At 68.2% G+C, this 21247-nt stretch carries 17 protein-coding genes and 1 pseudogene; 8 read left to right on the top strand and 10 right to left on the bottom strand.

The features are described 5' to 3' along the window. Positions 1-25: 25 nt before the first annotated feature. The 8 genes from M1D55_RS24830 to M1D55_RS24795 form a co-directional block, all read right to left on the bottom strand. Entirely contained in the window at positions 26-985 is a 960-nt protein-coding gene (locus tag M1D55_RS24830) for a patatin-like phospholipase family protein (RefSeq protein ID WP_231906327.1), read from the bottom strand. 2 nt (positions 986-987) lie between these two features. Beyond that, the gene (locus tag M1D55_RS24825) at positions 988-1404 is read right to left on the bottom strand and encodes a PaaI family thioesterase (protein ID WP_006579522.1); all 417 of its coding nucleotides are present in this window, start codon (positions 1402-1404) and stop codon (positions 988-990) included. A 40-nt stretch (positions 1405-1444) separates the two neighbouring features. Continuing rightward, the gene (locus M1D55_RS24820; protein WP_064574793.1) at positions 1445-2503 is read right to left on the bottom strand and encodes an AbrB family transcriptional regulator; all 1059 of its coding nucleotides are present in this window, start codon (positions 2501-2503) and stop codon (positions 1445-1447) included. Positions 2504-2661: 158 nt separating this feature from the next. Beyond that, positions 2662-4173 carry a tripartite tricarboxylate transporter permease gene (locus M1D55_RS24815; RefSeq protein WP_006579520.1) on the bottom strand — a complete coding sequence of 504 codons (1512 nt, stop codon included), beginning with the start codon at positions 4171-4173 and terminating at the stop codon, positions 2662-2664. 30 nt (positions 4174-4203) lie between these two features. Further along, the gene (locus tag M1D55_RS24810; protein ID WP_043436646.1) at positions 4204-4677 is read right to left on the bottom strand and encodes a tripartite tricarboxylate transporter TctB family protein; all 474 of its coding nucleotides are present in this window, start codon (positions 4675-4677) and stop codon (positions 4204-4206) included. A gap of 161 nt (positions 4678-4838) precedes the next feature. Next, on the bottom strand, positions 4839-5804 hold the full coding sequence (locus M1D55_RS24805; protein WP_006579518.1) for a tripartite tricarboxylate transporter substrate binding protein: 966 nt from the start codon (positions 5802-5804) through the stop codon (positions 4839-4841). Positions 5805-6020: 216 nt separating this feature from the next. Further along, a complete protein-coding gene (locus tag M1D55_RS24800; RefSeq protein ID WP_456282067.1) occupies positions 6021-7499 on the bottom strand; it encodes a sensor histidine kinase N-terminal domain-containing protein in 1479 nt (492 codons plus the stop codon). Next, positions 7496-8170: a response regulator gene (locus M1D55_RS24795; RefSeq protein ID WP_006579516.1), complete on the bottom strand. Its 675-nt coding sequence runs from the start codon at positions 8168-8170 to the stop codon at positions 7496-7498. Before M1D55_RS24795 ends, M1D55_RS24800 begins: the two co-directional genes overlap by 4 nt. 279 nt (positions 8171-8449) lie before the next feature. Here M1D55_RS24795 and M1D55_RS24790 point away from each other — a divergent pair, with 279 nt between their 5' ends. Beyond that, a complete protein-coding gene (locus M1D55_RS24790; RefSeq protein ID WP_082928402.1) occupies positions 8450-9619 on the top strand; it encodes an ABC transporter substrate-binding protein in 1170 nt (389 codons plus the stop codon). A 66-nt stretch (positions 9620-9685) separates the two neighbouring features. Here M1D55_RS24790 and M1D55_RS24785 read toward each other — a convergent pair whose 3' ends face one another. Continuing rightward, positions 9686-10405, bottom strand: coding sequence for a TetR family transcriptional regulator (locus M1D55_RS24785; protein ID WP_456282066.1), 720 nt, complete (start codon positions 10403-10405; stop codon positions 9686-9688). Between the two features lie 550 nt (positions 10406-10955). On the opposite strand from M1D55_RS24785, the gene M1D55_RS24780 reads away from it, so the two are divergent. The 7 genes and pseudogenes from M1D55_RS24780 (at position 10956) to M1D55_RS24750 (ending at position 19978) form a co-directional block, all read left to right on the top strand. Beyond that, positions 10956-12191: an efflux RND transporter periplasmic adaptor subunit gene (locus M1D55_RS24780; RefSeq protein WP_053822893.1), complete on the top strand. Its 1236-nt coding sequence runs from the start codon at positions 10956-10958 to the stop codon at positions 12189-12191. A 57-nt stretch (positions 12192-12248) separates the two neighbouring features. Beyond that, positions 12249-15401, top strand: a complete 3153-nt coding sequence (locus M1D55_RS24775; RefSeq protein ID WP_023263838.1) for an efflux RND transporter permease subunit — start codon at positions 12249-12251, stop codon at positions 15399-15401. A gap of 1 nt (position 15402) precedes the next feature. After that, complete coding sequence (locus M1D55_RS24770; RefSeq protein ID WP_456282065.1) at positions 15403-16878, top strand: efflux transporter outer membrane subunit; 1476 nt, start codon at positions 15403-15405, stop codon at positions 16876-16878. 211 nt (positions 16879-17089) lie between these two features. Further along, positions 17090-17824 (top strand): NYN domain-containing protein, encoded by a 735-nt coding sequence (locus M1D55_RS24765; protein ID WP_023263836.1) that lies wholly within the window; start codon positions 17090-17092, stop codon positions 17822-17824. A 464-nt stretch (positions 17825-18288) separates the two neighbouring features. Then, entirely contained in the window at positions 18289-18714 is a 426-nt protein-coding gene (locus M1D55_RS24760; protein ID WP_006579575.1) for a hypothetical protein, read from the top strand. A 36-nt stretch (positions 18715-18750) separates the two neighbouring features. Then, positions 18751-19079: pseudogene (locus tag M1D55_RS24755) on the top strand (nucleotide pyrophosphohydrolase). 17 nt (positions 19080-19096) lie between these two features. Continuing rightward, positions 19097-19978: a DUF72 domain-containing protein gene (locus M1D55_RS24750; protein ID WP_232206872.1), complete on the top strand. Its 882-nt coding sequence runs from the start codon at positions 19097-19099 to the stop codon at positions 19976-19978. Here the strand turns inward: M1D55_RS24750 and M1D55_RS24745 are convergent. Beyond that, the gene (locus M1D55_RS24745) at positions 19915-21192 is read right to left on the bottom strand and encodes an MFS transporter (protein ID WP_232206871.1); all 1278 of its coding nucleotides are present in this window, start codon (positions 21190-21192) and stop codon (positions 19915-19917) included. The genes M1D55_RS24750 and M1D55_RS24745 overlap by 64 nt on opposite strands. Positions 21193-21247 lie beyond the last annotated feature (55 nt).

Here is a 21247-nt window from a genome sequence, read left to right as displayed (position 1 = left end):
GAGCAGCCGCTGCGCCGCTCCCGCGCTACGACGCCGGCGCCAGGTCGGCTGGCGCCTCGGCCGTCCACTCGCGCAGGAAGGTTTCGCCATCGCGCCGGCCCAGGTCATAGGCCAGCGTCATGCCTTCCGGGCGCGTGTAGTCCCAACTGGAGATCGGTACCCGCCGCGACGGCTGCAGATACAGGCGCCGCTGGCCGTTCCACTCGACTACGAAACGGCGCGGGCGCGGATACAGCCGGGTCATCAGCACCAGCACGTCGCCCGGCGTCGGGTCGAGCGCGTCGACCGGTACGTTGTCGACCAGCCCGCCGTCGAGCACCGCGCGGCCATCGCGCCGCAGCACGGGCGTGAACGGCGGCGTGCAGGAGGACTGCAGCAAAAGGTCTGCCAGCTGCTCGGGCGTCGCGCAGTCCTGGGCCCGCACGAATTCGGGATGAAAGCCCAGCGTGCGGCCCAGCCGCGGATGCAGCGTCTTGAGCAGATGCTTGTCGATGTTGTAGGCCAGCAGCCCCGCCATTACCGCCAGCCGCGGTCCGCACCAGCGCGGGATATGGGCCACGCCGACGCGTATCTCCGGCGCGGCCTGCAGCCGCGCCAGGCGGCCGTCGCCGAGGATCGACAGCAGCGCCGCCCGGTAGATGCCGTAGTGCGGAAACACGCGCTGGTTGCCGAGCAGATTGCGCCAGTAGGCGTTGCGCTTGTTGCCGGCCAGCACGCCGCGGTAGTAATCCATCACCTGCCGCGACTCGTGCGTGTAAATCATGCAGGCGGTGGCAGCGCCGGCGGAGATGCCGGCGATCACGCGCGGGCGCAGCCCGAGTTCGGGCGCGACGGTGTCCCACCAGCCCGCCTGCCACCAGCAGCGATTGCCGCCGCCGGCGAATACCACCTGCTCGAACGGTCCGCCGTACTGGGGTGTGCGCGGCGCCGTGCGCGACGGCGCGGTGCGCGCGTCGGCCGCCATCTCCGGGCGGGTGGCAGACATCGTCACAGCAGCGCGTAGGTGGTGGTGGCCTGCACCGCCAGCTTGCCGTCGGGGCCGCGCAGCGCGATCTCGCCGAACACGACGGTCTTGCCCAGCCGCAGCACGGTCGCCTGCACCAGCATGTCGCCCTCGATCACGGGGCGCATGAAGTTGGTGGTCAGGCTGACGGTGGTCATCGGGCGGAAGCCGCCCAGCGCGCTGGAGATCGCGACGATCATCGCGGTATCGGCCGCGGACATCAGCACCTGGCCGCAGACCACGCCGCCGGCGTGGCGAAGGGAGGGATCGAAGGGCAGGCGCAGCGTCACGCTGTCCGCGTCGACGCGCTCGGCGCGCAGGTTCAGCTGGCGGACCCAGGGCGCCAGCACGCGCTCCAGGATGGCGTCGATGTCGGCGATGGCAAGCGTCGTCTCTGGCATGGCGGCCCGTCGGTGGTCCTCGGTTGTCCTGGCCGCCCGGCTACTCGGTCTCCTCCGGGGCGGCGCGATGTTTCAGCCAATGATACAGGGGGCCGGTACACAGCACCACGAAGGCCATCCGGATCACGTGGAAGGCCGTGACCAGCGGCACGCCGAGCTCGAGCACCTTGGCGGTGATGCACATCTCGGCGATGCCGCCCGGCGTGGTGCCCAGGATCACGGTGGCCGGATGCGCGCCCGACAGCGCCGCCAGCGCCCAGCCGAACAGCGCCGATATCACCAGCGCCACCAGCGTGTACAGCGCCACGCCGGCCAGGAAGCGCGGCGCGGTATGCAGGAACTCGCGCGAGAAACGCACGCCCAGCGAGACGCCGATCAACAGCTGGCCGGCATGGCTCATCGAGGTCGGGATCGCCGACAGCTCGATGCCGGAGGCGGTCAGCACGGCGGCGGCGATCAGCGTGCCGATGACGAAGGGGTTGGGCAGGTTCAGCCGTTGCATCAGCAGCGCGGCGGCCACCGTGATCGCGATCAGCGCGGCCAGCCCGAGCCCGTCGACGGTGCGCGGCCCCGGGATATAGGTATCGAGGCCATGAATACCGCCATATTGAAAGAGCGCCGGCACGATTACTACCACCAATAACACGCGCAGCGAATGCGCGGCCGCGACCTGGTCGATCCGTGCGCCGTTGCGCTCGGCCAGGTTGGCCATCTCGGAGGCGCCGCCGATCGCTGTGGAAAAGAAGGCGGTCTTGAACGCGACCCCGGTGGTCCGGCGCAGCAGCAGCGCGCCGGCGGTGCCGAGCACTAGCGCGAACAGCGAGCCGGCGATCACGTAAGGCGAGAACTCGATCAGCTTGGCGACCACGTCGGGCGTGAAGTAGAGCCCCAGCGAGGTGCCGATCGCCCATTGGCCGGCGTTGCGGGCCTGCGATGGCGCGCGCAGGTCGGCGCCCATCATGCGGGCCGCGGCCACGGCCAGCAGCGGGCCGATCATCCAGGGCAGCGGCGTGCGCAGCCATTCGCACAGCAGGGCGGCGCCCAGTCCAAGCAGCAGCGTCAACAGCGTCGGACGCCAACGGGAGAGTACGGATCGCATGACGGTGGCAGGCTGGCGCAGGGCGCCGCCGCTTCTTTCTTGTGGTCGGAGGAGAGCAGGCAAACGACAAGGCCCGGGAGCCCCGGGCCTTGTGGCGTCACGCGCATTGTCGCGCATTGTGGCGCACGACGTTGCGCCGGATGTCGTTCTTCAATTCTTCAGTTCGCCGCGTCGGCCACGCCCCGCATCGACGAGCGCCGCGACAGCCAGCGCAGCAGGCGCGGAACCACGACGACGGCCACGGTCAGCGCCAGGATCGACGCCGAGATCGGATGGCGCAGGAACATGGTCCAGTCGCCCTGGCTGATCGACAGCGCGTTGCGCAGCTGCTTCTCCGCCATCGGCCCGAGGATCATGCCGACGATCACCGGCGCGGTCGGGAAGTCGAAGCGGCGCATCGCCATGCCGAGCAGGCCGATCAGGAACAGCAGCAGCAGGTCGAAGGCCGACTGGCGGATGCCGTAGGCGCCCAGCCCCGCGAAGATCAGGATGCCGCCATAGAGCAGCGGCGTCGGGATGCGCAGCATGCGGACCCACAGCCCGATCGCGGGCAGGTTCAGCACCAGCAGCATCACGTTGCCGATATAGAGCGAGGCGAGCAGGCCCCACACCAGATCGCCCGAGGTCTGGAACAGCATCGGCCCGGGCTGCAGGTTGTAGTTCTGGAACGCCGCCAGCATGATCGCCGTGGTGTTCGAGGTCGGGATGCCCAGCGTCAGCAGCGGCGCCAGCGTGGCGGTCACCGCGGCGTTGTTGGCCGCTTCCGGTCCGGCCACGCCCTCGATCGCGCCCTTGCCGAATTCCTCGGGATGCTTGGTGAGCTTTTTCTCGCTGGCATACGACAGGAAGGTCGGAATCTCGGCGCCGCCCGCCGGGATCAGGCCGAACGGAAAGCCGATGAAGGTGCCGCGCAGCCACGCGGGGATCGAGCGCTTCCAGTCCGAGCGCGACATCATCACGCGGCCGACCTTGTTGAAGGTGCCCTCGCGCTGCGGGAAGAAGGCGTTGAACAGCGCCTCGCCCACCGCGAACAGGCCGACCGCGACCACGACGATGTCGATGCCGTCGTACAGCTCCTGGATGCCGAGCGTGTAGCGGGTCTGGCCCGACAGCGAATCCATGCCGACCAGGCCGATGCCCAGGCCCAGGAACAGGCTGGTCATGCCGCGCAGCAGCGAGGAACCCAGCACGGCCGACACCGTGGTGAAGGCCAGCAGCATGATCATGAAGTACTCGCCGGGGCCGAACTGCAGCGCGACGTCGGCCGCGACCGGCGCGAACAGCGACAGCAGCACGGTGGCGATGGTGCCGGCGACGAACGAGCCGATCGCGGCGGTGGCCAGCGCGGGGCCGGCCAGGCCGCGCTTGGCCATCAGGTTGCCCTCCATCGCGGTGATCATCGTCGACGATTCGCCCGGTGTGTTCATCAGGATCGAGGTGGTCGAGCCACCGTACATCGCGCCGTAGTAGATGCCGGCGAACATGATCAGCGCCGCGGTGGGCTCGACCTTGGCGGTCAGCGGCAGCAGCATCGCCACCGTCAGCGCCGGGCCGATGCCGGGCAGCACGCCGATCGCGGTGCCCAGGAAGCAGCCGACCAGCGCCCACATCAGATTCAGCGGCGTGATGGCGACGGCAAAGCCGTTGATCAGTTGATTGAGCGTATCCATGTTGTTTGTCTCCTGGCCTTGGCCTGCGGATTACAGGCCAGCGATCGGCAGCAGCGGCAGGTTGATGCCGAGCAGGAAATCGAACAGCAACCACATCGGCACCGTGATCGCCAGCCCGATCAGCGCGTCGCGGACCAGGCGGCGGCTGCCGTAGCCGCGCGCGACGCAGACCATCAGCAGCGTGGACGCCAGCACGAAGCCCAGCGTGCCGATCAGCGCCATGTTCAGCAGCAGGCCGGCGGCGACCCACAGCAGGCCGCGCGGGCTGTGCGGCTGCGAGGGCAGCTCGGCGTCCTCCTCGGGCATCGCGCGAAAGCCGCCGCGCACGCCCTGCCAGGTCAGCAGCGCGCCGCAGATGGCGAGGCCGACGCCGACCAGCGTCGGGACGAAACGCGGCGACAGGCCGGCATAGCCGGATTCGCCGGAGATGTCGCCGATGCCGGCAAGGAAGCAGGCCGACAGCAACAGCACGACGATGCCGATGGCGGTGTGGGAAGGTTTCACGATGGGCTCCGGATCGAGGCCGAATGCGGGCATCGCATCGGCGGGGGCGGAAACTGAACGGGCCGCGGTCCGGGAGGCCGCGGCGCCGGTGCCGCCGTCAGGTCGCGATCGACCCTGACGGCAAGGGGCCTGGAGCGTGTCCAGACCGGGGTTCGGCGGACTTACTTGGCCACGCCGAGTTCGCGCAGCATCGCGCCCAGCCGGGCCGATTCGGCGTCGACGAACTTGCCGAACTCGTCGCCGGTCAGCAGGAACGGCGTCCAGTCGTTCTTGGCCAGCGCCTGCTTCCACGACGGCGACTCGGTCGCCTTGACCACCGCGTCGGTCAGCGCCTTGCGCTGCTCGGGCGTGATGCCCGGCGCGCCATAGACGCCGCGCCAGTTGTAGATCTCGACGTTGATGCCCTGCTCCTTCAGCGTCGGGATATCGGCGACGCGATCCTTCGAGGTCACCGCCAGCGCGCGCATCTTGCCGCTCTTGATGAAGGGCAGGAACTCGGACACGCCGGCGACGCCGGCCGTCACGTGGCCGCCCAGCACCGAGGCCGAGGCCTCGCCGCCGCCCTGGAACGGCACGTAGTTGATGCGCTTCGGATCGACGCCGATGTCCTTGGCGATCAGCCCGGCCAGGATATGGTCGATCGAACCCTTGGAGCCGCCGCCCCAGCTGACGCTGCCCGGGTTGGCCTTGAGCTGCGCGGTCAGGTCCTTGATCGACTTGATCGGCGAGCTGGCCGGCACCGTGATCACCATCGTGTCGGTGAACAGCCGCGCGATCGGCGTGGCGTTCTTCAGCGTGACCGGGGGCTTGTTGGTCTCGATCGCGCCAACCATCACCGCGCCGGTGACCAGCAGCGCGTTGGGATTGCCCTTGTCGGTGTTGACGAACTGGGTCAGGCCGATGGTGCCGCCAGCGCCGCCGCGGTTGTCGTAGGAGGCGGACTTGGCCACGCCCGCCGACACCATCGCGGCGCCCAGCGTGCGGCCGGCCTGGTCCCAGCCGCCGCCGGGGTTGGCGCCGATCATGAACTTGGCGGTGTCGACGGCGAACGCCGGACCGGCCGCCACGGCGGCGCCGATCAAGGCAAATTGGAACAGGCGGGGAAGTCGAACGAGGTTGCGGCGCATGGCGTCTCCTGCTTGCGATATCGTGGTTTTATGGTTCCAGTGGCCGCTCGGACGGCCATGGCGGCGATTCTAGGAGCCGGAAACTGTCAATAAGCTGTCAAAACTTCAGCTTGTTGACTGGGGTTTACGCTGATCGGGTGGACTTGGGAGGAGATGCCGGCGGTGGTCGGCTGCAATCGGCGGCGATCGAAAGGGGCGGCCGGCGGTATGGCCGATTCACGCGCCGGCGGCCAGCGGCAGCCGCAACTCGGCCCGCAGCCCCTGCCCCTGGCGGGCCTCGTGCAGCGTCACGCTGCCGCCGAAGCGCGCCGCCATTTCGCGCGAGATCGCCAGGCCCAGGCCCGAGCCGGGCTCGTCGTGACCGACGCGGCGATAGAACCGCGCGAATACCTGCTCGCGTTCCTCGGCCGGGATGCCGGGCCCGTCGTCCTCGACCGCCAGGCAGGCGCTGCCCTGCTCGCGCGCGGCCGACAGCGTGATACGGCTGCCGCGCGGCGAGTACTGGATCGCGTTGTGGACCAGGTTGGCCAGCGCCTCGCGCAGCAGCGCGGCGTCGGCGCGCACCGGCAACGGCCGCCCGCCGCCGTCCTCCCAGCCGAAGTCCTGCTGCTTGGCGCGCGCCAGCGGCAGGTAGTCGAGCGCGACCTGGCCGGCCACCGCGGCGGCGTCGATCACCGTATCGGGCACCGCCGCTTCGCCGCCCGCCTCCGCGGTCTGCGCCTCGTGCTGGCGTACCCGCGCCAGCGCCAGCAGCTGGTTGGCCAGGCGCGAGGCCTGCTCCAGCTGCGAAACGATGCCATCGACCGCCTCGCGCGCGGGAGCCGGGTCGCCGCTGCCGTCGAGCTGGCGGCGCGCGAACTCCGCCTGCGTCTTCAGGATCGCCAGCGGCGTGCGCAGCTGGTGCGCGGCGTCGGCGATGAACTGCGCCTGGGCCTGCGCCATCGCGGCCGAGCGCGACACGTGCCGGTTGACCGCATCGACCAGCGGCCGAACCTCGGCCGGCACCGGGCCGACCGCGAGCGGCGTCAGGTCGTCCGGCGGGCGCGCCTCGACGTCGTCGCGCACGCGCTTGAGCGGGCGCAGCACGAAGGTCACGCCGCCGACCAGGATCAGCGCGCTGGCCACGATCAGCAGCGCGTCGCGCGCCAGCGTGTTGCGCCACACGGCGCCGACCAGCGCCGCGCGCGGCTCGGCCGATTCGGCGACCTGGATGATCACGCGCATGTGGGCGTCCGGCCGGTAGACCGGGCGCGCCATCGCGGCGATGCGCACCGGCGCGTCCCGATAGACCGCGTCGTAATAGCGCGGCACGTTGTTGGCCAGCGTGCCGCGCGGCAGCGGCAGGTCGTCGTAGCCGGTCACGGTCTCGACATCGCCCTCGCGTTCGAGCGCGACGCGATAGAACACGCGCGTCTGCGCGGCGGTCTCGAACATCTCCATGGCGGCGTCGGGGAGCGTCAGCTGCACGGTCTCGCCGGCCATGCCGATCGCGTTGTCGATCGCGCGCACCGAGCCGTACAGCGAGCGGTCGTAGGCGGTATTGGCGGCGTCGCGCAGCGTGCCGTAGGTCAGCCAGCTGTCGAGCGCCATCATCGCCGCCAGCGCGGGCAGCAGCAGCACCAGCAGCTGGCGGCGCAGGCTGCCGCGCAGCCAGCGCCGCAGTGGCCCGCCCGCGGGACGACCGGGCGGGCTCAAGCGGTGGCCTCCGCCTCGAGCAGATAGCCGAAGCCGCGCAGCGTGACGATGGTCACGCCGTGCCCGGACAGCTTCTTGCGCAGCCGGTAGATCAGCACCTCGATGGCGTCGGGATTGACGTCGGCGTCCAGCGAAAACACCTTGTCGAGCAGTTGCGCCTTGGTCAGCGGCTGGCCGCTGCGCGCCAGCAGCGCGCCCAGCAGCGTCGATTCGCGCGGGGTCAGCGCCAGCGGCGCGCCGCCGAGCGTGAAGCTGCGCGTCTCGCCATCGAACACCAGCGCGCCGCATTGCAGCCGTGGATGGGCGCGGCCGCGGCTGCGGCGGATCAGCGCCAGGATGCGCGCTTCCAGTTCGGCCAGCGCGAAGGGCTTGGGCAGGTAGTCGTCGGCACCGAGGTTCAGGCCGCGCACGCGCTCGTCCAGCGTGTCCTGCGCGGTCAGGATCAGCACCGGCGTGCGGTCGTCGCGCCCGCGCATCGCCTTGAGCACCGACAGGCCGTCCTTGCCGGGCAGGCGCAGGTCCAGCACCACGGCGTCGTATTCCTCGGCCTGCAGCCGCGTGTCGGCCAGCAGGCCGTCGGCCACGTGTTCGACTACGAAGCCGCCCTGCTCCAGCGCACGCGCCACCCAGTGCGCGAGTTCGGTTTCATCTTCGACCAGCAGAATGCGCATGCCGGCCTCCTGCCGGAGTTGGTACGCGGAATAAGGAACGCGGACAAGGAAATCGCAGCGGATCGGGATCAAGGCCAGCGCGTTCGGACGCGATGTCGCCGTGCGGGCGTGCCATGAGGGTGTGCCATGTGGGCGTGCCATGCGATCGTGACTGCTGGCCCGATCCGGGCGCCTATAATACCGCTCCACCGTCGCGCCGGTTCGCCGCTTCCGCGGGCGTTGACGCGAACCCTCCCGCCTTCCTCCGCGCCCTGCCGCTTGCCTGTCCTGCCGCCTGCCATGCCTGCCGAACCGACCGCGCCAGCCGATCGCGGCGACCCGCCCTCCGCGTTGCGCCGGCGGCTGCTGGCGGGCGCCGGGGCGCTGGCGTGGCAAGGCGCATTCGCGGCGCCGGGCGCCGCGCCGAGTCCGGTGAACCCGCCGCCCGGCTATCCGGCCGACTACCCGCAGATCATCGCGCGCGCCCAGCGCGAAGGCATGGTCACGGTCTATGCGTCGACCGACGAGGACGTCGCGCGGCCGCTGCTCAATGCCTTCGAGGCGCGCTTTCCCGGCGTCAAGGTCGCCTATCGCGACCTGAACACGATCGAGCTGAACCAGCGTTTCCTCGCCGAGTCCGCGCAGCCGGTCCGCGCCGATCACGCCGACGTGCTGTGGAGCACCGCGATGGACCTGCAGATCAAGCTGGTCAACGACGGCCACGCACTGCACTACGCCTCGCCCGAGCGCGCCGGGCTGCCCGGCTGGGCGAGCTGGCGCGAGGAGGCCTGGGGCACGACCTTCGAGCCGGCGGTGATCGTCTACAACCGCCGCCATTTCGACGGCATGCCGGTGCCGCGCAGCCGCAGCGCGCTGGCGCGGCTGCTGCAGGACAACGCAGCGCGCTGGCGCGGGCGCGTGGTCACCTACGACATCGAGCGCTCGGGCGTCGGCTATCTGCTGGCCCAGCAGGATGCGCGCATGGGCGGCGAGTTCTGGTATCTGGCGCAGGCGCTGGGACGCGCCGGCGTGCGGCTGTCGGCGTCGACCGCGGACATGGTCGAATCGGTCGCCAGCGGCGAACTGGTGCTGGCCTACAACCTGCTGGGCTCGTACGCGCTGTCGCTGATGGAGCGCGGCGCGGCGATCGGCGTGGTGGCGCCGAGCGACTACACGCTGGTGATGTCGCGCGTCGCCTTTATCGCGCGCCGGGCGCCGCATCCGTGGGCCGCGCGGCTATGGCTGGATTTCCTGCTGTCGCGCGAGGGGCAGGCGTTGCTGGCGCGTTCGGCGTCGCGGCTCTATACGATCCGCACCGATACGAAGAGCGGCCATACCGCGACGGCGCTGGCCGAGCGGCTGGGCTACGCGTTCAAGCCGATCAGCGTCGGGCCGGGGCTGCTGGCGGCGCAGGACACGCTGCGCAAGCAGGCCTTCCTCGCACGCTGGCGGGAGGCGATGAAGGGATGAAGTCGGAGCAAGGCGGTGGCGAGGCGACACGGACGAGGGTTGTTCAGCCGGTAGCCGCGCAGCGCATCAGCCGCCCGCGCATTGCTGCTGCTGGACCTTGAGCCGCAAGGCCGCCATCTCTTCGTCCAGCTTGGCCATCGGCCGCGGCACATAGTCCTTGCGCAGCGACGGGGCGAAGCGCAACGTGTCGACGAAGACGTCCGCAAGCCGTTCGGCGTCGGCATTCAGGTCGAAGTCGCCCGGTGCGAACAGCCAATGGGCCAGCACGCCGCCGATCGCGGCATGGAAGGCGTTGACCGCCAGGTCCAGATCGAGATCCGCCGACAACTGGCCCCGTTCGATCGCCAGGCGCAGGTGCTCGCGCATCTTCAGCAAGCCTTGCTCGTGCGATTGCCGCTGGCGCTCGAGGATGGCGCCGTTGTCGTCCACCATCTCGCACTTGTGGAATACGATCTCGAACACGCGCCGCCATTGCGGATTGACCACCGTCTCGCGGAACACCAGCGCAACGATGTCGCGGATGCCGCCGAGCGGGTCCTCCTGGCTCGCGATTCGCTCGGGTTCGCACAGCGCCTCGACCGGTAGATGCACGCGGTCGCACATGGCGGCAAACAGATCGCTCTTGTTCTTGAAATGCCAGTAGATCGCGCCCCGGGTCACGCCGGCGGCCTCGGCGATATCGGCCAGCGAGGGCCGCGCCACGCCACGCGCATGGAAAACGGCCTCGGCCGCGTCGAGGATGCGATGTCGCGTCTCGAGGGCTTCTTCCTTGGTACGTCTGGCCATAAGCGGTGTCTTCAGTGGGCGGTGGGGACGAATGGGACGGCTTCGCCGAGGATCGTGGCGACCGCCCCCGGTCGCCGGCCAGCCACGAAAGAAACGAATTCGTCACGAAATTGCGGTACCACTGGACTCCCTGCTCTGTTTTGCTGCGGTGCGACGGGCGGCATGCTAACCGATCCCGGTTGCCCCCGCATATGCGGCCGCAGCCCGGTGGGGCAAAGAGACTGGGCATCCTTGCGGTGCAATATTTCTCTTACATACATGCTTGAATGTATATATACTACGCGCTAGCCACAATTTGGACCAGCCCTGCGCATCTTTCTACCAAGAGATCCTGACCATTCGGGTCCTGCGGGCTGCAGTTAGTGACGCATACGCGACCATCTGTCGCAATCCATACGGCACCATTGCGGTTTGTGGCTAGTATTGTTCTTTTTCTCCACGACGGTCCGTCGTGGGGTTCTGCCGCACAGGACGTCCACGCCGGCCCCTTAGCTCTGGGCCGGCGTTTGGCGTATCCGGCCGATCTCAAATTGCCATCACGGGGTTATCGATGAGGAAGTCCCAACGTTCGAGTTTGCTTGCCGTTACCGCTGCGCTGACGGTACTCACGCTGTCCGCCTGCGGCAACGACGCCCCGCAGGGCGGCGCGATGCCGCCGCCCGAGGTGGGCGTGGTGACGGTGACGCCGACGGCGGTGCCGGTCGTCAACGAGCTGCCGGGCCGTCTCGAGGGCGTGCGCACCGCCGAAGTGCGGGCGCGCGTCGAAGGTATCGTGCTGTCGCGCAACTACCGTGAGGGCGGCGAGGTCAAGGCCGGCCAGGTGATGTTCAAGATCGACCCGGCGCCGTACCAGGCCCAATTGGCGTCGGCCAAGGCCAGTCTGGCCCGGGCCGAGGCCAATGCGGTCGCCGCGCGGCAGAAGGCCGAGCGCTACAAGCCGCTCGTGGCCGTCAACGCGGTCAGCAAGCAGGAATATGACGAGGCTGTCGCGGCTGCCGGCCAGGCCGCCGCCGAGATCGCTTCGGCCAAGGCCGCCGTCACCACGGCCCAGATCAACCTGGGCTATACCACGGTCACGGCGCCGATTTCGGGCCGTGCCGGCCGTGCGCTGGTGACCGAGGGCGCGCTGGTCGGCAACGGCCAGGCGACCCAGCTGGCGCTGGTCGAGCAGGTCGATCCGATCTGGGTGACCTTCACCCAGCCCGCCACCGAGGTGATGCGGCTGCGCCGTGCCATCGAGTCGGGCGCCATCAAGGGCGTCGACGGCGGTGCCAAGGTGCGCCTGTTCCTCGAGGACGGCACCGAGTACAGCGAGACCGGCAAGCTGCTGTTCTCGGACATGACGGTCGATCCGAGCACCGGCGCGATCACGCTGCGCGCGCAGTTCCCGAATCCGCGCCGTGATCTGCTGTCGGGCACCTATGTGCGCGTGCGGGTCGAGCAGGGTGTCGACGAGAACGCGCTGACCGTGCCGCAACGCGGCCTGATCCGCAGCGGCCAGGGCGCCTCGGTGCTGGTGGTCGGCGCGGACGGCAACGTCGCCGCGGTGCCGGTCAAGGTGGGACCGGCGATCGGCGATCGCTGGGTGGTCACCGAAGGCCTGAAGGGCGGCGAGAAGGTGATCGTCGAGGGCCTGCAGAAGGTCAAGCCGGGTGCGCCGGCCAAGGCAGTGCCGTTCCAGGCGCAGGCCCCGGCCGGTGGCGCGAGCGGCGCGGCCGCGGCGGGTGGCCAGGGCGGTGCCTCGGCACCGGCGGCCGCTTCGGCGGCTGCGGCCAAGCAGGGCTGAGCACCGCGCCTAGCGGTAAGCGCAAGCAGATAGCGGAATACACAGGGAGCCAGCCTCATGGCCAAGTTTTTCATCGACCGGCCGGTGTTCGCGTGGGTGATCGCGCTGATCATCGTGCTGGGCGGGATATTGTCGATCACGCAGCTGCCGATCGCTCAATATCCCAATATCGCGCCGCCGACCATTTCCGTCACGGCGACTTACCCCGGCGCCTCCGCCAAGACGCTCGAAGACTCGGTCACTTCGGTGATCGAGCAGGAGCTCAATGGCGCGCCCGGGCTGATGTACTACCAGTCGACCAGCGAGTCGACCGGTCTGGCGACGATCACCATCGCCTTCCAGCCGGGTACCAACGTCGACCTGAACTCGGTCGAGGTGCAGAACCGCCTGAAGCGCGTCGAGGCGCGCCTGCCGGCGGAAGTGCGCCAGCAGGGCGTGCGCGTCGAGAAGGCCGGGAACAACTACATGATGTTCCTGACCGTGACGTCCAAGTCCGGTAGCGCCAGCGCGATCGAGCTGGGCAACTACGTGTCGGCCAGCGTGCTGGACTCGATCCGCCGTGTGCCCGGCGTCGGCCAGGCCGACCTGTTCGGCACCGAGTACGCGATGCGCGTGTGGCTCGATCCGGCCAAGCTGACCGGCTACAACCTGACCCCGCTGGACGTCACCGCGGCGATCTCCGAGCAGAACATCCAGGTCGCCGTCGGTGAACTGGGCGGTACGCCCTCGCCGCGCGGTACCGAGCTGAACGCCACGGTGACCACGCAGAGCCGGCTGTCGACGCCCGAGGAATTCGCCAACATCCTGTTGCGCGTGAATCCGGACGGCTCGCAGGTGCGCATCCGCGACGTCGGCCGCGTGGAGCTCGGCGGCGCCGACTATTCGACCGTCGCCCGTACCAACGGCAAGCAGTCGGCCGCGATCGCCATCAAGCTGGCGCCGACCGCCAACGCGCTGGCCACGGCCACCGCGGTGCGCGCGAAGATGGAGGAGTTGTCGAAGTTCTTCCCGGCGGACTACGAGTACACCGTGCCGTACGACACCTCGGCCTTCGTCAAGATCTCGATCGAGGAAGTGGTCAAGACCCTGCTCGAAGCGATCGTGCTGGTGTTCCTGGTGATGTACCTGTTCCTGCAGAACTTCCGCGCCACGATCATCCCGACGCTGGTGGTGCCGGTCGCGCTGCTCGGTACGTTCGGCATGCTGCTGGCGTTCGGCTTCTCGATCAACGTGCTGACGATGTTCGGCATGGTGCTGGCCATCGGTATCCTGGTGGACGACGCGATCGTGGTGGTCGAGAACGTCGAGCGGATCATGAGCGAGGAAGGGCTGTCCCCCCGCGAGGCGACCCGCAAGGCGATGGGCCAGATCACCGGCGCGATCGTCGGCATCACGCTGGTGCTGACCGCGGTGTTCATCCCGATGGCGTTCTTCGCCGGTTCGGTCGGCAACATCTATCGCCAGTTCTCGCTGTCGCTGATCGCCTCGATGGCATTCTCGGCGCTGATGGCGCTGACGCTGACCCCGGCACTGTGCGCCACGCTGCTCAAGCCGGTCGAGGCGGGCCATCACCACGAGAAGAAGGGCTTCTTCGGCTGGTTCAACCGCACGTTCGCGCGGGCGGCCACCGGCTACCAGAGCATGGTGGCGAAGATCCTGGGCCGCACCGGCCGCTACCTGATCCTGTACGGGCTGATCGTCGCCGCGGTCGTGCTGCTGTTCCAGCGCCTGCCGTCTTCGTTCCTGCCCGACGAGGACCAGGGCTACACCATCACCGTGGTGCAGCTGCCCAACGGCGCGACGCAGGAGCGTACCCTCGGCGTGCTCAAGCAGATCGAGGACTACTACCTGCAGAAGGAAAGCAAGATCGTCGACCAGATGATCACGGTGGCGGGCTTCTCGTTCTTCGGTCGCGGCCAGAACGGCGGTATCGCGTTCGTGCGCCTGAAGGACTGGAAGGAGCGCACCGGCTCGGACGAGACCGCGCAGGCCCTGGTGGGCCGGGCCTTCGGCGCGCTGTCGTTCATCAAGGACGCGATCATCTTCCCGCTGAACCCGCCGGCGATTCCGGAACTGGGCAACTCGTCGGGCTTCGACTTCCGCCTGCAGGACCGCTCGGGCCAGGGTCACGCCAAGCTGATGGAAGCGCGCAACATGATGCTCGGCATGGCCGCGCAGAATCCGGTGCTCGCCGGCGTGCGTCCGGAAGGCCAGGAAGACGCGCCGCAGCTGCAGATCGACATCGACCGCGAGAAGGCGCGCGCGCTGGGCGTGTCGATCGCCGACATCAACTCGACGCTGTCGATCGCGTTCGGCTCCTCGTACGTCAATGACTTCATCTACGAGGGCCGCGTGCGCCGCGTGATCGCCCAGGCCGAAGGCGCGGACCGCCGCCTGCCGGACGACCTGACCAAGCTGCGCGTGCGCAACAGCAACGGCGACATGGTGGCCTTCGCGGCGTTCGCGACGTCGAAGTGGATCATGGGCTCGCCGCGCCTGGAACGCTACAACGGCCTGCCGGCGGTCAAGCTGGCCGGCCAGGCCGCGCCGGGCCGCAGTACCGGCGAGGCGATGGCCGCGATGGAAGAGATGTTCGCCAAGCTGCCGCCGGGCTTCGGCTTCGAGTGGTCGGGTCAGTCGTTCGAAGAGCGGCTGGCCGGCGCGCAGGAACCGATGCTGTACACGCTGTCGCTGATCATCGTGTTCCTGTGCCTGGCCGCGCTGTACGAAAGCTGGTCGATTCCGGCCGCGGTGCTGCTGGTGGTGCCGCTGGGCGTGCTCGGCGCGCTGCTCGGCGTGACACTGCGCGGCATGCCCAACGACGTCTACTTCAAGGTGGGCCTGATCGCCACCATCGGCCTGTCGGCGAAGAACGCGATCCTGATCGTGGAATTCGCCAAGGACCTGCAGGCGCAGGGACGCAGCCTGATCGACGCGACGCTGGAGGCGGTGCACTTGCGCTTCCGGCCGATCCTGATGACGTCGTTCGCGTTCATCCTCGGCGTGCTGCCGCTGGCGATCTCGACCGGCGCCGGCTCGGGCAGCCAGCGCGCGATCGGTACCGGCGTGATGGGGGGCATGATCACCGCCACCGTGCTGGCGATCTTCCTGGTGCCCGTGTTCTTCGTGGTGATCCGCAAACGCTTCAAGGGCAGCGAGCGTCAGCGCATGCTGGACCAGAAGTGGCTGGACCCGAAGGAGGAAATCTGACATGACCAAGACACTGACCGCGCTGCTGCTGGTGGCCGGCGTGCTGTCCGGCTGCACGCTGGCGCCGCGCTATGAGCGGCCGGCCGCGCCGGTGGCGGCCGAATTCCCGACCGCTACCGAAGGCTACGGCCAGTCCGAGGTGAAGACCGGCGAAAGCCGCCGCGCCGCCGACATCGGCTGGCGCGAGTTCTTCCGCGATGCGCGCCTGCAGGCGATGATCGAGACCGCGCTGGACAACAACCGCGATCTGCGCACCGCCGCGCTGCGCATCGAGGAAGCGCGCGCGCTGTACCAGGTGCAGCGGGCCGACCTGCTGCCGACCGTCAACGCGACAGGCGGCTATACGCGCCAGCAGGTCTCGGGCGCGGCCTCACCCTCGGGCCAGGGCTATACCGCCGGGTACTGGCAGGCCGGCGGCGCGATCACCTCGTACGAGCTCGATTTCTTCGGCCGCGTGCGCAGCCTGTCCAACGCCGCGCTGGCGCAGTACTTCGCCACCGAGGAAGCGCGCCGCGCCGCGCAGATCTCGCTGGTGTCGGAAGTCGCCAAGGCCTATCTGGCCGAGCGCGCCTACGACGAGCAGTACCAGATCGCGCAGAACACGCTGAAGACCCGCGAGGAAACCTTCCGCCTGGCGCAACAGCGTTTCGAGGCGGGCGCCACCTCGGCGCTGGACCTGCGCGACAACGAGTCGCTGGTGGCCCAGGCCCGCGTGTCGGCCGCCGAGCTGGCGCGCCAGCGCGCGCAGGCGCGCAACGCGCTCGAGGTGCTGGTCGGCACCCCGCTCGGCGCGATTCCGAACCTGCCGCCGCCGCGCACGCTGTCGGACGAACGCTTCGTCACCGACATCCCGCCGGGGCTGCCGTCGGACCTGCTCGAGCAGCGTCCCGATATCCGCCAGGCGGAACAGCAACTGCTGTCGGCCAACGCGAATATCGGTGCCGCCCGCGCCGCGTTCTTCCCGCGCATCTCGCTGACCACCCAGCTGGGCAGCATGAGCCGCGACTTCTCCGGGCTGTTCGAGGCTGGCACCAAGGCGTGGTCGTTCGCGCCGCAGCTGGTGCTGCCGATCTTCGACTTCGGCCGCAACATGTCCAACCTGGACCTGGCCAACGTGCGCAAGAACATCCAGGTGGCGAACTACGAGAAGACCATCCAGGTGGCCTTCCGCGAGGTCGCCGACGCGCTGGTCGCACGCGGCACGCTGGAAGAGCAGGTCACCAGCCAGGAACAGGTGCGCAACGCCGAGGCGGCGCGCTTCGAACTGGCCAACCTGCGCTTCCGCAGCGGCATCACGGGGCAGCTCGAAACACTGGACGCGCAGCGGCAATTGTTCACCGCCGAGCAGGCGCTGATCCAGGCACGGCAGCTGCGGCTGAACAATGCGATCGACCTGTATCGGGCGCTGGGCGGCGGGCTGTCGGAAACCGGCCCGGTGGCATCCGCACCGACGCCGCAGAACGGCACGGCCCGCTGATCGCAGCGGTCCGGCACCACAAGGAAAGCGCCTTCGGGCGCTTTCTTTCTTTGACTGCAGGTATCCGGTTTGCTGTTGCCCCGGACCCGGACCGATGCTAGATTGCGCTGCATCCAGCCCTTGGCAGTAAGCCGTTGCAATCATCCAGCAGCGCGCCGACCCCCTGGGCTTTTTGCGTTTTGACGTAGAAATGGGGGCCACAGGAGTCAGCATGCCGACAGCGATCCTCATCGACGGGGCCTTCTTCATCAAGCGCTTTCGGGCAATCGAGCCGCAGAATGCCCATGACGCACGCCGGGCGGCGGAGTGCGCTCATAGGTGGGCATGCGCCCATCTTTCGCCACGTCGAAACGGCACTGGGAGCGATGCATCTCCGGAGCGCCAGCGACGGCCACAGGATCGTCGCGAGTTGTATCGGATCTTCTTTTACGACTGCCCTCCGTTGACCAAGAAGATGCACAATCCGATCAACAAGAGAATTGTCGACTTCGCCAAATCGGCAGAGGCGGCTTTCCGGCTTCAGCTACACGAGCATCTACGGGGCATGCGCAAGGTCGCACTCCGGCTCGGGCATCTTTCCAGCTACAGCCAGTGGACCATCAAGGCTTCCAAGGTGGCCGAGCTGTTAGCCGGAAGGATTCAGATGCCGGAGCTGACGCCGGACGACGTGATGGTCGATATCCGGCAAAAAGGTGTCGACATGCGAATCGGCGTCGATGTGTCCTCGCTGGCGTTCAAAAAGCAGGTTGACCAGATCGTGCTGATAGCGGGCGACGCTGACTTCGTACCGGCGGCAAAGCAGGCCCGGCGTGAGGGAATCGACTTCATCCTTGACCCGATGTGGCAGCGCATCCCACCAAATCTGAACGAGCACATAGACGGCCTGCGGTCGACTTGTCCACGGTACGCGGGCCTGGAGCCTTACGAAGACGCTTCGCGACCGTAGGCTGGTTTTGCAATCGGTGTACCAGCCGCCTCGGCGCCGATACGTCGATGAAGGTTTGGATTTGACCTCCGTGGCTTGCCAGCCGTTACAGCGTTCCAAGTTTTTCAAAAGAACCGGCCAACCGACCCACCTACGATCGCGTTTGTCGGTTCGCCCGTCAGCGATTTGCGGGAGCCAGCTACCAACCCCAGCTCCTCGTTGGGTCGCACGTCATCCTTCCTTTGGTAGTTGGCTTTTTTTCCTTCCCCCGCTTTTCTCCTCCCGCGCCCTCCCCTCGCTCGTTCGCTCCCGCGCCGTTGCGACTCCGGTTTGCTTGCGCGTTTCCGCCGTTGCCGGCATTAGCATTAGTTTTCGCGCCAAATTCACTAAAAAGCGTCGCCCGATCGGCGCCGGCTGTACATGCGCGGCTGCGGAAAGCGATACCTTGCGTCTTCACCTCGTTCTTCAACGCTGGAGACCATGGGATGTCGACCCTGACAGAGAATGCCAATGCCGACAGCGCCGACCGGCGCTATTACCAGACCGATGACTCGCTGACGCGCATCACCTGCCGCGTGCTCGACGGCAAGCTGTGGATGACGCTGGACAATATCGCGAGGCTGTACCGGACCTCCGAGCAGGATGTCGCCAGGCAGCTGAAGGCGGCCTTCTGCGGCCGCAGGCTCGGTTCGGCGTCGATCCGCAAGGAGGCCCAGCGCGACGATGGCGTCGTACCGGGCCCGACCTGCTACGCGCTCGACGCGGTGCTGCTGGTTGGCGTACGGCTGGGCTCGACGCGCGGCGAAGCGTTTGCGCATTGGGCGGCCGAGGTGCTCGCCAACGAGCCGGCGGGGCCGACGGACGAGCCGGCGGCGCGGCGAACCGGGCCGGCGCCAGGCACGGTAAAGTAGCCCACCGAACAACCGACCACAGGCAAGGACGTGCAGATGAAGCTGGTTGAAACCGAGCGTTTGCAACAGGTGCTGAACGACTTCATTCGCGCCCGCGACTGGGCGCGGTACCACTCGCCGAAGAACCTGTCGATGGCGCTCAGCGTCGAGGTGGCCGAGCTGGTGGAAATCTTTCAGTGGAAGACGGAGCAGCAGTCTCTCACCGTGATGGCGACGGACGAGCGCGAGCATGTGCGGCAGGAGCTGGCCGACTGGTCGAGCTGGCCTGTGTGCTGGAAGTCGATCTCGACGCCGCGGTGCGCGACAAGATCGCGCTCAATGCCGCCAAGTACCCCGCGATCACGCCATCGCAAGTCAATCGCTAAATCGAAGGAGGATCGTCATGGCAGCGAATGCATCGACTCAGGCCGGTGTGATCCGCGTCGGCATTGGCGGCTGGACCTATGCCCCCTGGCGCGGCACGTTCTATCCGGAGAAACTGACGCAGGCGCGCGAGCTCGAGTTCGCCAGCAGCCGGCTGACGGCGATCGAGATCAACAGCACCTACCACGGCACGCAGAAACGCGCGTCGTTCATCAAGTGGAAGGAGCAGACGCCCGACGATTTCGTTTTCTCGGTCAAGGCGTCGCGTTTTGCGACCAACCGCCGGGTACTGGCCGAAGGCGGGGAGTCGGTCGAGCGCTTTCTCGACAGCGGCATTACCGAACTGGGTGCCAAGCTCGGGCCGATCGTCTGGCAGTTCGCGCCAAGCAAGGCGTTCGAGCCCGAGGACTTCGAGGCGTTTCTTGCGCTGCTGCCACGGGAAGTCGATGGCATCCGGCTGCGCCATGTACTGGAAGTACGCCACGCCAGCTTTGCCTGCGCGGAATTCCTGGCGTTGGCTCGCCAATACAAGGCGGCGACGGTGTTCACCGACGCCGAGAAATTCCCCTCGTTCGCCGATGTGACCGGAGATTTCGTCTACGCACGGCTGATGCGCAGCAACGCCAAGCTGAAGTATGGCTACGCGCCAAAGGCGCTCGACGCGTGGGCCGAGCATGCGCGGGCGTGGGCGCGGGGCGAGGCGCCGGAAGCTCTTCCGCGCGTCGAAAACAACGACGTCCCGGCGGGCCGCCGGGACGTCTTCGTGTTCTTCATCAACGGCGACAAGGAACGCGCGCCGGCCGCCGCGACCGCCCTGCTCTCGCGCCTGGATCCGGACTACGAGGCGCGCGTGCGGGTTTCCGGCAGGAACACGGCCAGCACGCCGAGCAGCGGCAAGTAGGCGCACCAGCGGTAGACCGTCTCGATGCCGTGCGCGTCGGCGATGCCGCCGAGCACCGCGGCACCGATGCCACCCATGCCGAAGGCCAGGCCGAAGAACAGGCCCGACACCATGCCGACCTTGCCCGGAATCAGTTCCTGCGCGAACACCAGGATCGCGGAGAACGCCGAGGCCAGGATGAAGCCGATCACCAGCGACAGCGCGGCGGTCCAGAACAGGTCGGCATGGGGCAGCATCAGCGTGAACGGGGCAACGCCGAGGATCGAGAACCAGATCACCCGCTTGCGGCCGATGCGGTCGCCGATCGGGCCGCCGAGGATGGTGCCGACCGCCACCGCGAACAGGAAGGCGAACAGATACAGCTGGGCCGAGCGCTGCGGCACGCCAAAGCGCTCCATCAAATAGAACGTGTAATAGGTGCCCAGCGACGCCATATAGAAGTACTTCGAGAACAGCAGCACCATCAGCACCGCCATGGCGCGCGCCACGGTACGGGCCGGCAGGCGCGGCGCGCTTGCCATCGCCTTGCGCGCCGCGCGGGCATGCTCGGCCAGCCGCTGGCCATACCAGCCGCCGACGCGCCACAGCACCGCGATCGCCAGCAGGGCCGCCAGCGACAGCCAGGCGATGCTGCCCTGCGTGTGCACCACCACGGCCGCCAGCAGCGGGCCCGCCGCGCTTCCCACATTGCCGCCGACCTGGAAGATCGACTGCGCCAGCCCGTGGCGCCCGCCCGAAGCCATCCGAGCCACGCGCGACGATTCCGGATGGAAGATCGAGGAGCCGGTGCCGACCAGCGCCGCGGCGACCAGCAGTACGCCATAGCTGGGCGCGATCGACAACAGCAGCAGTCCCGCCAGCGTGAAACCCATGCCGACCGCCAGCGAATGCGGCTTCGGATGCTTGTCGGTGTACAGGCCGACCAGCGGCTGCAGCAGCGAGGCGGTGATCTGGTAGGTCAGCGTCAGCAGCCCGATCTGCACGAAGCTCAGATTGAAGCCGCCCTTGAGCATCGGGTAGATCGCCAGGATCAACGACTGGATCATGTCGTTGAGCATGTGGGCGAAGCTGATCGCGGACAGCACGCGGAAGCCGGTACGCTCGCCGGCGGCGGCGGCGCCGTGCGCGGCCGGTGCGGCAGGCCCGGCCGGTGTCACGGCGGCATCGGGCACATTGCCCAGTTCGGCAGACAGGGAATCGATTCGCGAAGCCATGGCAAGGTCTCTGTTTGGACTTGTTCTGGGAGCGTTCGGGCGCAGTCGGGAAGAC

The organism is Cupriavidus sp. JZ107, assembly GCF_053903255.1.
This window is presented reverse-complemented; position numbering and strand designations above follow the sequence as displayed.